10 protein-coding genes are annotated in these 14,718 nt (G+C 68.4%); 2 read left to right on the forward strand and 8 right to left on the reverse strand.

Features of this window, described 5'->3' with window-relative positions; all coding sequences use genetic code 11:
• Positions 1-574 precede the first annotated feature (574 nt).
• Positions 575-2,314, forward strand: a complete 1,740-nt coding sequence (locus DIE17_RS21990) for a protease pro-enzyme activation domain-containing protein (protein WP_124570561.1) — start codon at positions 575-577, stop codon at positions 2,312-2,314.
• Between the two features lie 82 nt (positions 2,315-2,396).
• Here the strand turns inward: DIE17_RS21990 and DIE17_RS21995 are convergent, their stop codons facing one another.
• From DIE17_RS21995 to DIE17_RS22015, 5 genes are all read right to left on the reverse strand, one after another.
• Positions 2,397-3,833 (reverse strand): MFS transporter, encoded by a 1,437-nt coding sequence (locus DIE17_RS21995; protein WP_124646434.1) that lies wholly within the window; start codon positions 3,831-3,833, stop codon positions 2,397-2,399.
• 261 nt (positions 3,834-4,094) lie between these two features.
• Entirely contained in the window at positions 4,095-4,931 is an 837-nt protein-coding gene (locus DIE17_RS22000; protein ID WP_124646435.1) for an ABC transporter permease, read from the reverse strand.
• Between the two features lie 37 nt (positions 4,932-4,968).
• Positions 4,969-6,243, reverse strand: coding sequence for an ABC transporter permease (locus tag DIE17_RS22005; protein WP_124921299.1), 1,275 nt, complete (start codon positions 6,241-6,243; stop codon positions 4,969-4,971).
• A gap of 93 nt (positions 6,244-6,336) precedes the next feature.
• Positions 6,337-7,383 carry an ABC transporter substrate-binding protein gene (locus tag DIE17_RS22010; RefSeq protein ID WP_044845304.1) on the reverse strand — a complete coding sequence of 349 codons (1,047 nt, stop codon included), beginning with the start codon at positions 7,381-7,383 and terminating at the stop codon, positions 6,337-6,339.
• A 78-nt stretch (positions 7,384-7,461) separates the two neighbouring features.
• On the reverse strand, positions 7,462-8,556 hold the full coding sequence (locus DIE17_RS22015) for an ABC transporter ATP-binding protein (RefSeq protein ID WP_044845303.1): 1,095 nt from the start codon (positions 8,554-8,556) through the stop codon (positions 7,462-7,464).
• Positions 8,557-8,664: 108 nt separating this feature from the next.
• Here DIE17_RS22015 and DIE17_RS22020 point away from each other — a divergent pair, with 108 nt between their 5' ends.
• Positions 8,665-10,191: a PLP-dependent aminotransferase family protein gene (locus tag DIE17_RS22020; RefSeq protein ID WP_124521332.1), complete on the forward strand. Its 1,527-nt coding sequence runs from the start codon at positions 8,665-8,667 to the stop codon at positions 10,189-10,191.
• 21 nt (positions 10,192-10,212) lie between these two features.
• On the opposite strand, the gene DIE17_RS22025 is transcribed toward DIE17_RS22020, so the two are convergent.
• The 3 genes from DIE17_RS22025 to DIE17_RS22035 form a co-directional block, all read right to left on the reverse strand.
• Positions 10,213-11,247 (reverse strand): lipase secretion chaperone, encoded by a 1,035-nt coding sequence (locus DIE17_RS22025; RefSeq protein WP_124646436.1) that lies wholly within the window; start codon positions 11,245-11,247, stop codon positions 10,213-10,215.
• Between the two features lie 3 nt (positions 11,248-11,250).
• Positions 11,251-12,345 carry a triacylglycerol lipase gene (locus tag DIE17_RS22030; RefSeq protein WP_124486408.1) on the reverse strand — a complete coding sequence of 365 codons (1,095 nt, stop codon included), beginning with the start codon at positions 12,343-12,345 and terminating at the stop codon, positions 11,251-11,253.
• A 232-nt stretch (positions 12,346-12,577) separates the two neighbouring features.
• Positions 12,578-14,710: a TonB-dependent copper receptor gene (locus tag DIE17_RS22035; protein ID WP_124921300.1), complete on the reverse strand. Its 2,133-nt coding sequence runs from the start codon at positions 14,708-14,710 to the stop codon at positions 12,578-12,580.
• Positions 14,711-14,718 lie beyond the last annotated feature (8 nt).

Genomic DNA, 14,718 nt, shown 5'->3' on the forward strand with positions numbered 1-14,718 from the left:
GGCGGCGAATCGGCTTGCGAAGAACATCACGCGCGCGTCGAGGCAGCGCCACCGTCCGATTCGAGCGTTTCTTCTAATCTGCTCGCCGGACGCTCCAACCGAAAGCACGCTGCAAGACTCGCCACTACGTCGTTCCACAGTTCGGGAAACGCGCGCGATCGACGGGTTCCGTTTTTATGCATTCGCGCATTCGTACGTCGTCGCGCCGGCCGCGCGGCAACGCCTGACCACATATTGCAACGCGCAATGCGTTCACGCGCGATCGAAAGCGCCGCTCACACGCGGTCCTTCGCTCTGCAATCGCGCGCAATCCGCTGCGGAAACGAACGAGTCGTGCGCGCAAACGCCAGCGACCGATGCGCGGTCGCGTGGCGAACCGGTTCCCTTTGCCGCGGGCCACTGCCGCATGCATGAACGACGCATCGCCGGCACGCGAGCACGCCGATGTCAGAACTGACAGCTATGGAAACTGGCAGCTACCTGAACGGCACCGACGCCCTACGCTCGTCACCGCTCGCGGCCCCACAAGGGCCGGGGCTTCCAGCAACGTCGTCTCTCCTAAAAAGGACTCCCGATGAAAAGGAACGCCTGGTTTGCCCTTCCCCTTCCGTCGCCGCGCCGCCTCGCATGCGCGTGGCCGCTCGTGCTCGCCGCCGGCGCGGCACATGCGACGACGGACTGGGTCGACACCCACACGAAGGCCTTTCTGACCGGCCCGCAATTGATGGCGCGCAGCGCCGCACCGTCGCTCGAACTCGCGGCCGGCGAAACGGCCGACATCGTCGTCAGCCTGAAGCTGCGCAACGCCGCGCAGCTCAAGCAGCTCGCGCACGACGTGAACCGGCCCGGCAACGCGCATTACCGCCAGTACCTGACGCACGAACAGTTCCTCGCCAGCTACGCGCCGACCGACGCGCAAGTGAAATCGGTCGTCGACTATCTGCGCAAGAGCGGCTTCGTGAACATCGAGGTCGCGCCGAACCGGCTGCTGGTGTCCGCGCGCGGCACGGCCGGCACGGTGAAGACCGCGTTCAACACGTCGCTCGTGCACTTCGAGTACGCGGGCCGCTCGGGCTTCGCGAACGCGTCGACCGCGCAGGTGCCGCGCGCGCTCGGCGACGTCGTCGGCTCGGTGCTCGGGCTGCAGAACGTCGCGCGCGCACGGCCGATGCTGCGCATCGGCAACGTCGCGAAGCCGCAGGCGCTCGCGGCCGGCACGGCCACCGGCCACTATCCGAAGGAATTCCCGGGCCTCTACAACGCGACCGGCGTGCCGACCGCGGCCGGCGTGAGCGTCGGCATCATCACGATCGGCGGCGTATCGCAGACGCTGCAGGACCTGAAGCAGTTCACGTCGAGCAACGGCTACGGCACGGTCGCGACCCAGACCGTGAAGACCAACGGCACCGGCACGACCGGCAGCTACAGCGACGACCAGGACGGCCAGGGCGAATGGGATCTCGACAGCCAGTCGATCGTCGGCTCGGCCGGCGGTCAGGTCGGCAAGCTCGTGTTCTACATGGCGGACCTGAACGCCGCCGGCAACACGGGGCTCACGCAGGCGTTCAACCGCGCGGTGTCGGACAACACCGCGAAGGTGATCAACGTGTCGCTCGGCTGGTGCGAGACCGACGCGAACGCGGACGGCACGATCGACGCCGAAGAGCAGATCTTCACGACGGCTGCCGCGCAGGGTCAGACGTTCTCGGTGTCATCGGGCGACGAAGGCGTGTACGAGTGCAACAACCGCGGCTATCCGGACGGCGCGAACTACACGGTGTCGTGGCCGGCCGCGTCGCCGCACGTGCTCGCGATCGGCGGCACGACGCTGTACACCACGTCGGCGGGTGCGTTCTCGAACGAAACGGTGTGGAACGAAGGCCTCGACGGCAACGGCAAGCTGTGGGCGACGGGCGGCGGCGTCAGCACGGTGCTGCCGGCGCCGGCGTGGCAATCGGGCAGCAATCGTCAGTTGCCCGACGTATCGTTCGATGCCGCGCAAAGCACGGGCGCGTACATCTACAACTACGGCCAGTTGCAGCAGATCGGCGGCACGAGCCTCGCTGCGCCGATCTTCACCGGCTTCTGGGCGCGTCTGCTCGCGGCGAACGGCACGGGTATCGGTTTCCCGGCTGCGAAGTTCTATGCGGACATCCCGTCGAATCCGTCGCTCGTGCGCTATGACGTCGTGTCAGGGAACAACGGCTATCAGGGGTATGGCTACAGAGCAGGCACCGGCTGGGACCTGACGACCGGCTTCGGCAGCCTGAACATCGCGAACCTCAACAAGCTGATCCAGACGGGCGGCTTCTGAGCCCGACGCGACGGCCGGCGCGCGGCGGTCGTTCGCCGCGCACCGGCCGGGAAAGATTCGGGCAGCGGGCGGGCGCGGAGCCCTACTCCGTCGCCCGCTCGTTCGTCGCTGTCGTCGCTGTCGTCGCTGTCGTCGCGACCGGCGCGCCGGCCCGGTGCGATGGCGCGAAGAGCCGCAGCCCGCTCGCCACGCTCGCCGCCCCGGCAAAACCCGCCCCGAGCATCAGCGCGAGCGTCGGCCCGTGACGCCCCGCGATCCCGAACGACAGCGCGACGAGCGCCGCGCCGGTCGCCTGCCCGATCAGCCGCGCGGTCGCGATGATCCCGCTCGCACCGCCGCTGCGCTCGGGCGGCGCGCTCGACATCAGCGCCTTCAGGTTCGGCGACTGGAAGAAGCCGAAGCCCGCGCCGCACAGCATCATCCGCCAGCCGATGTCGACGACGCTCGGCGCTGCCGGCAACGCGGTGAGCGACACCATCCCCGCGCTCAGCAGCGCGAGCCCGATCGCACCGAGCAATCCGGGCGGATAACGGTCGGACAAGCGGCCCGCGATCGGCGCGGCGAGCGCGACGATCGCCGACCACGGCGTCATCAGGAAACCGGTCTCGACCGCGTCGCGATGCAGGACGGTTTCGAAGTAGAACGGCAGCGACACGAACGCGAGCCCCTGCGCGGCAAACGCGCACACGGCCGTCAGCGCGGACAGCGTGAACACGGGCCGGCGGAACAGGTCGACCGGGAGCATCGGCGCCGGGTGCCCGGCCTGGCGGCGGATCAGCAGCCAGCCGAACGCGAGCGCGACCGCGGCGGCCGCGAACACGACGGACAGCGGCCCGCGCTGCGCGAATTCGCCGAGCGCGAAGATCAGCGACGCGAACGTGATCACGTTGAACAGCGCGGCGAGCGGATCGAACGCGTGCTTGCCCCGCGCCGTCTGCGGCAGCGACGGAATCGCCACGGCAAGCGCGAGCACGCCGAGCGGCACGTTCACCGCGAACAGCCACGGCCACGCGGCCAGCGACAGGATCAGCGACGCGATCGTCGGCCCCACCGCGAACGACACGCCGACGACGAGCGCATTGAAGCCGACGCCGCGCCCGAGCCGGTGCGCGGGAAACAGGTTGCGGATCAGCGCGACGTTCACGCTCATGATCGCGCTCGCGCCGAAGCCCTGCACGATCCGCGCCGCCGTCAGCTGCGGCAGCGTCGCCGCAAGGGAGCAGCCGAGCGACGCGAGCGTGAACACCGCGAGGCCGCCGACATACACGCGCTTGTGGCCGACGATGTCGCCGAGCGACGCGAACGGCAGCAGCGTCGCGACCATCGCGAGCTGGTACGCGTTGATGATCCACACCGACGCGGCCGGCGACGCGTGCAGGTCGGCGGCGATCGCAGGCAGCGCGGTGTTCGCGATCGCGGTGTCGAGCGTCGCGAGCGCGACGGCCAGCAGCACGGCGGACATCGCGCGCCAGTTGACGGCCGGCTCCCGGGTGCCGGCGGGGGATGCGAATTCGGACAAGATGAGGCTCGGCTGACTGACGAGCGACGCGCGGCGTCGCGGATTGAGCGGCGCGGCAACGGGCGCTCCGTGCGTGCGACGGCAACGGAACGCGCGGCACCACGAGCCGTATTGTTGCAGAGCCGCATCGAACGTGCAGGCAACCGCTTCGTCAGTCAGCGAAACGAAAGCTTCGCCGCGCCGGATCAGGTGCGCGGCTTCGTCGAGAACGCAACGATCGCCGGCCCGGCAGCCGGCTCAACGTCACGCATCCGGCCGCCGTTACGACACCGCGCGCCGCGCGTTGCGGCCGCGCAGCCATTCGAGCGCGAGCAGCAGGCTCGTCGAGAAGATGATCAGGATCGTCGCGAGCGCGGCGATCGTCGGGCTGATGTTCTCGCGAATGCCGGTGAACATCTGGCGCGGTAGCGTCGTCTGGTCCGCGCCCGCGAGGAACAGCGTGACGACGACTTCGTCGAACGACGTCGCGAACGCGAACAGCGCGCCCGACATCACGCCCGGCGCGATCACCGGCAGCGTCACGCGGAAGAACGTCGTGACGGGGTTCGCGCCGAGCGACAGGCTCGCGCGCACCAGGTTCTGGTTGAAGCCCTGCAGCGTCGCGGCCACCGTCGTCACGACGAACGGCACGCCGAGCGCCGCGTGCGCGGCGATCAGGCCGGTGTAGGTGTTCGCGAGCCCGAGCGGCGCGAAGAACAGGTACATGCCGACGCCGACCACGACGACCGGCACGATCATCGGCGACAGCAGCACGGCCATCAGCAGCCCCTTGCCGCGGAAATCCGCCTTCGTGAGCCCGATCGCGGCGAGCGTGCCGAGCACGGTCGCGACGACGGTCGCCGACGGCGCGACGATGAAGCTGTTCTTCGCGGCCATCCGCCACTCGTCGGATGCGATCAGGTTCTCGTACCAGCGCGTCGAGAAGCCCGGAATCGGATAGACGAGGAACGTGCTCGACGAAAACGACAGCGGCACGATCGCGAGCACCGGCAGGATCAGGTACAGCAGCGTCAGCACGACGAGCACGCGCAATGCGACGTACCACGCGCGCTCGGCGAACGACATGTGCGGCGCAAACAGCGGCCTGGTGAGTTTCATGGTCGGCTTCCCCTTCCCGTTTTCCTGTCCCCGGCGCTCAGCCGAGGCTCACGTTGGTGCGCGTGAAGCGCCCGTACACCGCATACAGCACCAGCGTCGCCGCGAGCAGCAGCCCGCCGAGCGCGCACGCCATGCCCCAGTTGATCGTCACGTTGGTGAAGTACGCGACGTAGTAGCTGACCATCTGGTCGTTCGGCCCGCCGAGCAGCGCGGGCGTGATGTAGTAGCCGATCGCGAGGATGAACACGAGCAGCGCGCCCGCGCCGACGCCCGGATAGGTCTGCGGCACATACACGCGCCAGAACGCGGCGAACGGATGGCTGCCGAGCGACACGGCCGCGCGCTGGTAGGTCGGCGGGATCGACTTCATCACGCTGTACAGCGGCAGGATCATGAACGGCAGCAGAATGTGCGTCATCGAGATGTACACGCCGACGCGATTGAACAGCAGCGTCAGCGGATGCGAGATCAGCCCGGCGCCGATCAGCGCGGTGTTGATCAGCCCCTCGCTCTGCAGCAGCACGATCCATGCGGCGACGCGCACCAGCACCGAGGTCCAGAATGGAATCAGCACGAGGATCATCACGAGGTTCGCGCGGCGCTCGGACAGCGTCGAGATCCAGTACGCGAGCGGATAACCGAGCAGCAGCGCGAACAGCGTGACCGCGACGCCGATCACGAACGTGCGGCCGAAGATCGCCAGATAGATCGACTGGTCGGGATCGGCCCGCACGATCTGGCCGAAGCCGTCCTGCTTGTGGTCGAGCGCGGCGAGCAGGTAGAACGGCGACACCTGGCTGCCGTTCTTCGCGATCGCCTGCCAGTACGCGGGTTCGCCCCAGCGCGAATCGAGGTCGATCAGCTTCGCGCGGGTCTGCGCGGGTGTCAGCGCCGCGGTGCCCGCGCCCTCCTCGCCCTTTAGCGGCATCGCGCGCGCCGTCTTCGCGACGAGCGAGCGGTAGCCGGGAATCTCGGTGTTCAGGCGCCGCGCGAGCGCGCCCATCGCCTCGCTGTCGGCGACCTTCGTCATGTCGGCCGCCAGTGCGGCATACGCGGCATCGGCCGGCGGTGTCTTGCGGTCCCAGCCCGACAGCGCGGCCACCGTGTTCGGCAGCGCGGTCGCGATCTCCGGGTTCTGCACCGCGCGCGTGAGCAGCGTGCCGATCGGCACGACGAAGATGAGCAGCAGGAAGATCGCGAGCGGCGCGATCAGCAGCAACGCCATCGTGCGCTTGCGGGCCTCGGCGGCCTTCAGCTCGCGCTTGAGCGCGGCTATCGACGGCGAGGAAGGAGCGATCGTCATCGTGTTCAACGGTTCTCTCCGGCCGGGCTCGATCCGGCGGAATGCCGCGCGACGCGTTCGACGCGCCGCGCGGCAGGTTGCATCAGGACACCTGAGTAGCGGTTACTTCGTCGCCCACGCGGCGAAGCGCTGCTCGAGCTCGTCGCTGTGGTCGGTCCAGAAGCCGATGTCCTCCAGCACCGCGTTCTTGCCGTTGGCCGGCGAGTTCGGCAGGTTCGCGAGCGTCTTCGCGTCGAGCGACTTGATCGCCGCGACGTTCGCGGGGCCGTACGCGATGTGATGCGCATACTCTTGCTGCGGCTTCGGCGTCAGCGTGTACGCGATGTACTGTTCGGCCAGCGCCTTGTTCGGGGAGCCCTTCGGAATCGCCCAGTAGTCGAGGTCGTAGATGCTGCCGTTCCACACGACCTTCAGGTTCTTGCCTTCCTTCTGCGCGGCGTCGATGCGGCCGTTGTACGCGGTCGACATCACGACGTCGCCGGCCACGAGGAACTGCGGCGGCTGCGCGCCCGCTTCCCACCACTGGATGTACGGCTTCAGTTCGTCGAGCTTCTTGAACGCGCGATCCTGGCCAGCCTTCGTGCCGAGCACCTTGTATACGTCCTTCGTCGAGACGCCGTCGGCCATCAGCGCGAACTCGAGGTTGTAGCGCGCGCCCTTGCGCATCCCGCGCTTGCCGGGGAATTTCTTCACGTTCCAGAAATCGGCCCAGCCGGTCGGCGCGGTCTTCAGCTTGTCGGCGTTGTACGAGAGCGCGGTCGACCACACGAAGAAACCGACGCCGCACACCTGCGGCGATTCCGGAATCAGGTCGGACTTCTTCGCGATCTTCGACCAGTCGAGCTTCTCGTACAGCCCTTCGTCGCAGCCGCGGTTCAGGTCGCCCGACTCGACTTCGACCACGTCCCAGTTGACGTGCTTCGCCTCGACCATCGCCTTCACTTTCGCCTGCTCGCCGTTGTACTCGACGGCCGTGACCTTGTTGCCGGTCGCCTTCTCGAACGGCTGGTTGAATGCGGCCTTCTGTGCGTCGCCGTTCGCGCCGCCGAAGTTGACGACCGTGAGTTCGGCCGCCGTGGCCGATGCGCCGACGACGGCGAGCGCCAGTGCGAGCGCGGTGCGACGCGCGGTAGTGCTTGCTCCGTTCATGATGGTTCCTCTCCTCTCGTGGTGGAAGTGGGCAGTTGTTGTTGACGACGTGCAGCGATAAAGCGGGAAAACCCTGTGTCAGGCGAACACGCGCAGGTGCTCGGGCGCGAATGCGAGCGATACCGGCGCGCCGGGCGAGAACGCGTCGAGCGCGCCCGTGCCGAGCGGCACCTTCACGAAGCATTCGTCCTGGCCCGGCAGCGCGCAGCGCATGCGCACGTGATCGCCGAAATAGATGAGGCTGCGCGCCTCGCCGGTGACGCGGTTGGCGGTGCTGCCGTTCATGTGCCCGTTCGCGAGACTCATGCGTTCGGGGCGGATGCACGCGACGGCCGGCGCGCCTTCGGCCGCGTCGCCGATGCGGCGCCCGACGAGCTGCGTACCGTCGTCCAGCCGGAATTCGCAGAATTCGCCGTCGACGCGCGCGATGGTGCCGCGCAGCCGGTTGCTGTCGCCGATGAAGTTCGCGACGAATTCGTTGCACGGCGATTCGTACAGGCGGTCGACGGTATCGAGCTGCTGCACGATGCCCTTGTCGAACACGGCGACGCGATCGGACATCGTCAGCGCCTCGCCCTGGTCGTGCGTCACGTACACGAAGGTCACGCCGAGCTTCTCGTGCAGCGCCTTCAGTTCGTACTGCATGTGTTCGCGCAACTGCTTGTCGAGCGCGCCGAGCGGCTCGTCCATCAGCACCAGCTTCGGCTCGAACACGAGGGCACGCGCGAGCGCGATGCGCTGCTGCTGGCCGCCCGACAACTGCGCCGGATAGCGCTTCGCGAAACGCTCCATCTGCACCATCTTCAGCGCATGCGCGACGCGCTCCGCGCGCTCGGCGGCCGCGAGCTTGCGCACCGTCAGCGGATACGCGACGTTCTGCTCGACCGTCAGGTGCGGAAACAGCGCGTAGTTCTGGAACACCATGCCGATGTTGCGCTTGTGCGGCGGCACGGTATTCAGCAGTTCCCCGTCGAGGCGGATCTCGCCGCCCGTCGGGAACTCGAAGCCCGCCAGCATCATCAGGCAGGTGGTCTTGCCCGAGCCGGACGGCCCGAGCAGCGTCAGGAATTCCCCTCGGTGGATATCGAGGTCGAGCGATTTGACGACCAGCGTCTCGCCGTCGTAGGTCTTCCGCACGCCGCGAAAGCTGACGATCACATCATCGGACTTCATCGTGGCTGTCCCCTTGCTGCGCGACAAACGTTTTTGAGATGCGAGCCACTATAAGGCGCGCACGGTTCTATACTAGGGAACCATTTCAATATTCCTAGTAGGACCACTTTGGATACCGTGATCCTGGGCGACTGGCTCTCGGCCCGTCTCGACCGCGGCTCGTCCGAGCCGATGTACCGCCAACTGCTGCAACTGATGCAGCAGGCCATTCTCACCGGGGAATTAGGGCCAGGCACAAAGCTGCCGAGTTCGCGCACGCTCGCGGCAGACCTGTCGATCGCGCGCAATACCGTGCTGCACGTGTACGACCAGCTGACGGCCGAAGGCTATGTGCTGACGACGACCGGCAGCGGAACCTACGTGGCCGACACGCGGCCGGACGCGGCCGCGATCCGCGTGCCGGGCGCCGCCGCACCGCCGCCGTCCGATGCCGATGCGGCGCTGCAGCAGGACGCACAAGGCGGCCTGTCGATGCGCGGCCGGCAGCTGATCGAGCACGCGGGCGTGTCGCGGCGCCAGTGGGGCGCGTTCATGCCGGGCGTGCCGGACGTGTCGGAATTCCCGAGCCGCACCTGGAGCCGCCTGCAGGCGCGCCTGTGGAAGGAAGCGAATCCCGAATTGCTGACCTATGCGCCGGGCGGCGGCTACCGGCCGCTGCGCCGCGCGCTCGCCGACTACCTGCGCGTCGCGCGCTCGGTCAAATGCACGCCGGACCAGGTGATCATCACGACCGGCATCCACCAGTCGATCGATCTCGCGGTGCGGCTGCTGTCCGATATCGGCGATCGCGCGTGGGTCGAGGAGCCGTGCTACTGGGGCGTGCGCAGCGTGCTGCAGGCGACCGGCCTCGCGCTCACGCCGGTGCCGGTCGACCAGGAAGGCCTCGATCCGAGCGCGGGCGACATGCAGCATCCGCCGCGGCTCGTGCTCGTCACGCCGTCGCATCAGTATCCGCTCGGGATGGTGATGAGCCTCGCGCGCCGCCGGATGCTGCTCGAGTACGCACGCCAGCACCGCTGCTGGATCATCGAGGACGACTACGACAGCGAATTCCGCTATGGCAGCCGCCCGCTCGCGTCGCTGCAGGGGCTCGACGACGGCGGCCGCGTGATCTACGTCGGCAGCCTCGGCAAGATGCTGTTCCCGGGCCTGCGGATGGGCTACATGGTCGTGCCGGAGCATCTGGTCGACACGTTCCGCACCGGGCTGTCGGAGCTGTATCGCGAGGGCCAGCTGATGCAGCAGGCCGTGCTGGCCGAGTTCATCATGGACGGGCACCTCACTTCGCACGTCAGGCGAATGCGCACGCTGTACGGCGAGCGCCGGCAGTTGCTGATCGATGCGATCCATGCGCGCTTCGGCGACGCGCTGCCCGTGATGGGCGACGAGGCGGGACTCCATCTGGTGCTCGGCCTGCCCGACACGTGCGACGATCGCGCGGTCACGCAAAGCGCATTCGACGCGGGCGTGATCGTACGCCCGCTGACCAGCTACTACAGCAGCCTGGACACCGCGCGGCGCGGGCTGCTGCTCGGCTACGCATGCGTCGCGCACGAACGCATCGGCCCCGCGTTCGACACGCTCGCGGCCACCATCGAACAGCATCTGCCGCGGCGCTTCACGCGCGCGGCATGAGCGCGTGCGCGATTGCGCGCACTACTGCGCGGCAGCCGCGCCGCGGTCGAGCGACGCCGCGCGCAGCGCTTCGCCGGGCTTCGTGAACATGCGCTGACGCAGCGCGGCGATCTGCGCGTCGCGATCCTGCGGCGACAATCCGGCCGCGCCGATCTGCGCACGCTGCGCCGCATAGTCGGCGTAGCGGCTCTGCCACGACGCGTCCTCCTGCTGCATCTGCGCGACGCGCGCGGCGGCTTCCGGGCCGAGTGTCTGCGTCAGTTGCGCGCGCATCGCATCGGGTGTCGCCCCGCTCTTCCGTAATTGCGCGATCTGGTCGATCGTGGCTTGCTGCCGGTCAGCCTTCTGCCGTGCCGCGCGTTCGTCGGCCGGCATCTGCTGCGCGAGCGCCGCGAGCCGCTCCGCCTTTTGCGCCTCCGTCAGCGCAGGGTCCTGCGTAATCTTCAGCCGCGCGAGATCGTAGCGCTGCCGCCACTGCTCGGTGCCGAAGAACGGCTGGCTCCAGTCGCCGAGCGTCCGATACGCGATCGACGCGCGCTGGTCGAGCGCGAGTTGCAGCGCGCCGAGATCGGACTTGTCGACCGCACCCGCCTCCGGCAGCTTCGCGAGCGCGTCGAGATACGCGCGGTATCGATGCCAGACATCGAGCGCCTCGGATTGCGCGACCGTGCCGTCGAGCTGGGCGGCGATCTCGCGCACGACGAGCGCATCGAGCGCGGGCGCGCTCAAGTCGCTCCGCGCGGTCAGGCAGTAGTCGAAGAAATCGCGCACCGCGCGCGACTTCGCGAGGTGGCCGCCGGTGTCGAGCGGCAGCCGCGGCGCACTGGAACCGGCGAGCGGCGGCGGCAGGCCAGCGCTCGCCGGCAATGCGGGCTGCGACAGCGCGGGGTTCGCGCCGCCGAGGGCTGCGGCATCCGCCGACGCATGCGTCGCGTCGGCACCGCGATGCGATGCCGTACCGGTCCAGATCGCGACGCCGGCGATCGCCGCCAGCCCCACCGCGCCGTAGACCACGACGCGCCGCGCGAGCGGCGCGCGTCCTTCACGTGTCGTCATCGATCACACGCCCGCGAGCTGCAGCCGGTTCGCATGCGTGCGGATCACCGCGACCGGATCTTCCGCATACGCACCGCGCACGCCGAGCAACTGGTTGATCTCGTCGAGATGGTTCCACTTGTAGCTCGTGCCCAGCACCTTCCCGTACAGCGCGCTGCACTTCGACACGAGCCCGTCGTTCTGGCCTGAGCCGCGATTGATCATCACCGTGCCCGTGCCGAACAATGCGAGTGTCGACAGGTCGAGCGCATTTGCCGGATCGATCACCGGGATCGTGCTGGTATCCGTCGCGCCGGTGACGCCGAATGCGGAAACGGTCGGCTGGACCGCCGTGCCGGCCCACGAATACAGCAGGTGCGTATTGCCGCCGACGGTCTCGGTCGGCGCGCCCGTCTGGCAACTGCCCGGCGCGCCGAGCCCGGCACTCGGGTAATTCCGGTTGTACGCGGCGGCCTGGGCGGTCGTCAGCGTCTTCAGTGCGGCGAGCGCGTCCTGGTTCGTGTTGTTGCTGCTGCTCGTCAGGATGCCGAACACATTGACGAACGCGGCGATCACCGACGACGACAATCCGGTCGGATCGTAGGCGAGCACGCCCTGCACGAAATCGGCGAACTCCGAGCCGCGATGCGGCGTGCCGATCGTCGTGACCGACGCGACGAGATCGGGCGCGACGGCAGCGACATAACGCGACGTGAGGCCGCCCTGGCTATGACCGACCAGGTTCACCTTGGTCGCGCCGGTCGCGGCAAGCACCGTCTTCACGTAAGCGAGCAGCTGTTCGCCGCGCCCGTTCGGCCCGTCGTCGCTCTGGAACCCGGACAGGTTCGCGACGTAGACGGTCGCGCCGTGCTGCTGCAGGTCCTCCTGGATGCCGTACCAGTACTCGAGCACGCCCGCGTACTTGTCGGTGCCGGTGAGCCCGTGCACGAGGATGATCGGGTAACGCGTCGCCGCGTAATTGTCCGCCGGCGCGGTTGCCGCCATCGCCGCGTGCGTCGTCGCGAGCGTCATCACCGCGGCCGTCCCCGCGAACGGCGCGACGCTCATCGCGCATGCCACTGCCCCTGCCACCATCCTGGAACGCATCGATCTGGCCATGCATGTTCTCCTGATTATTGTGCTGCCGGTGCGAATGAGATCGGATCGACGCGCACGGCACGTCGCGAACGGTCGCGGGTACCGTGTGCATCGAATGCGGGAGTGAATCACGAGTCGCGAACGTTTGCGCCCTGACTAGATACGGTTCTCTAATCGGTTGACGCGCCCCGCCCGTTCGGGCGGGGGCTGCATTCACGCGCCCGCATGCTGCATCGCACACGCGCGCCGCACGTCACAGTTTCGCGCTCACGCGCACCCATGCCGTGCGCCCCGGCTCCATTACCGGCGCGTTCGCCGGATAGCCGAAGCCCGCGTTGCCGGCGAGGTTGAGGTGCTCGGTGTAGGCCTTGTCCAGCACGTTGTCGACGCCGATCGAGATCTGCACCTTCTTGCTGACGTTGTACTGCGCATGCAGCGACAGCACGCCGAAGCCGGCGCTCGGGCCGAAGTCCTTGCCGACCACGTTGCCTTCGTTCACCGCATAGCGATGCTGCGGCGCAACGACCCGCCACAGCCCGCCGGCCGACCATGCGCCGCGCGTGTACTCGAGCCCGAAGCGCGCCTCGAGCGGCGGCATCTGCGGCAGCGGATCGCCACTCGTCGCGTTGCGCCCCCACGCATACGCGAGCGACGTCTCGACGCGCAGCGGCGCGACCGGCCGCCACGATACGCCGGCTTCGCCGCCCATGATCTGCGCGTTGACGTTGGTTGCCTGTGTGGTCGTTCCCATCATCCCGGCCGCGTAGTTGAACAGGATGTAGTCCTGTACATATCCCGCGTAGGCCGACACCCATGCATCGAACCGATCGCTCTTGTACTGCGCGCCGATGTCGAGCTGCGTGGTCTTCTCCGGCTGCACTGCCGAGAACGCGTTGATCGAGCCGGCGGGCCCGCGCTTCGCGGAGAACAGCTCCCAGTAGTCGGGATAGCGTTGCGCATGGCCGATCCCCGCATACCATGTGACCGGCAGCGACGCGAGATCGCGCTCGTAGCGCACGAATCCGCTCGGCAGCACGCGCGCGCGATCGTCGTCGAAAGTCGGATTCGGCTTGCTCGCCATCATCCCGCTCGTCGTCGCACGCTTGTCGCGCGCGCTCGCGTAGTCGACCCGCGCGCCGCCGATCACGCGCGACGCATCGCTCGCATACCACGTCAGCTCGCCGAACGCACCGGCGTTCCACATCGTCGCCTGCGCATTCCACGGCTGGTCGCCGTAGTTCTGCCGCCCCATCGCCGAGCGCGCGTCGAGCCGGTTCGACTGTGCGTCGACGCCGGTCACGAGCTTGAAGTCGTCACCGAAACGGAAGGTCGCCGCCGCCCGCGCGCCGAGCGTGCGGCGCCGCACCTCGGATGCCATTCGCATCGGCATGCTGCTGGTCGGGTCGGGCTGCCGCAACGTATAGTTGTCCATCACGTGGTCGGCTTCGTTGTAGTACACGCGCGCCTCGATCCGGTCGAGCACGTCGCCGAGATGCCGCTTGTCGAACGACAGGCCGAACGTCTCGCGGCGGAAATGCGCGCCGTCCATCCCGCGCCCGGCGTAGCGCGCGTAGCCGTCGCCGGTGCCCGCCGTCAGCTCGACGCGTGTGTGATCGTCGGGGGTCCAGCCGAGCGCCGCGTCGGCGTTCCACTTGTCCCATTGCGACGGCACGGCATTGCCGTTGCCGTCGTCGTAGTCCTGCGCATGCGCGTGGTTCGCGGTCACGCGGCCGTAGACGTCCGGCGTGCCGGCCGTCACGTCGACGTTCTGGTCGTTGCGGCCGAACGAGCCGCCGACCACGCTGCCGTCGAACCGCATGCCGGGACGCTCGAAACGCGGCGTCACGCGTTCGAACAGCACGGTGCCGGCCGAGGCGCCGGGGCCGTACAGCACGGTCTGCGGGCCCTTCACGACGGTGACCTTGTCATAGCTTTCCGGCGCGATATACGAAGTCGGCGCGTCCATCCGGTTCGGGCAGGCGCCGAGCGTCGGCATCCCGTTCGCGAGGATGTTCAGCCGCGAACCGAACATCCCGCGCAGCACGGGGTCGCCGTTCGTCCCGCCGCTGCGGATCGACGTGAAGCCGGGAATCGTCTTCAGGTAGTCCGCGCCGTCGCTCGCCGGCAGCGGCTGGCGCGGCGTCTTCGGATCCGTGACGACGACGAGCGGCGTCGTCAGCGGCGACGCAACGACTTCGACGGGCGGCAGCAGCGTGGCCGCGTCGTCCGTGGGCGCCCCGGACGCACGTGCGGATTCGGTCGCGGCCGCCGCCGCGGTCATCGCGCCGACGGCGAGCGCGGGAACGGTGAGTTTCAGCATGCGCGGCACGCGCCGCACACGGGAATGGCGCGACGCCCTCGGCGCGCGCAAGGAAAGAATGGTCATGATCGAAA

Source organism: Burkholderia sp. Bp9099 (assembly GCF_003857805.1).
Lineage (GTDB): Bacteria > Pseudomonadota > Gammaproteobacteria > Burkholderiales > Burkholderiaceae > Burkholderia.